Raw genomic sequence first — 323 nt, 5'->3', positions numbered from 1 at the left:
CCAAAAGGTACTAGAGTCTTTGGTCCTGTAGCTAGAGAACTGCGGGATAAAAATTACACAAAGATTGTTTCTCTTGCTCCGGAGGTGATTTAAATGTTGGATTCATTAAAACAAAAGAAAAACTTCCAGAGAATAAAAATGAGAATCAAAACTGGAGATTTGGTAAAAATAATTAATGGCAAGGACAAAGGGAAAACTGGTGAAGTTTTAAAAACTATCCCTCTTGAAAATAGAGTAGTTGTAAAGGGAATTAACCTTAGGACCAAACATGTAAAACCAACTCAGGAAGGAGAAACTGGAAGAATTCTTACAGAAGAAGCATC

The 323-nt window shown here is 35.0% G+C and carries 2 protein-coding genes; both read left to right on the top strand.

The window, feature by feature from the left end:
* Nucleotides 1-93 (top strand): uL14 family ribosomal protein (locus AMO19_RS00485; RefSeq protein ID WP_179850453.1); only part of this gene is annotated, 93 nt, incomplete at its 5' end.
* On the top strand, nucleotides 94-323 hold a 230-nt coding region (gene rplX, locus AMO19_RS00480; RefSeq protein ID WP_075506883.1), incomplete at its 3' end, for a 50S ribosomal protein L24.

Source organism: Prochlorococcus marinus, assembly GCF_001180245.1.
Lineage (GTDB): Bacteria > Cyanobacteriota > Cyanobacteriia > PCC-6307 > Cyanobiaceae > Prochlorococcus_A > Prochlorococcus_A marinus_F.
The sequence above is the reverse complement of the archived record's forward strand: the minus strand, read 5'-3'. Positions and strand labels throughout refer to the sequence as shown.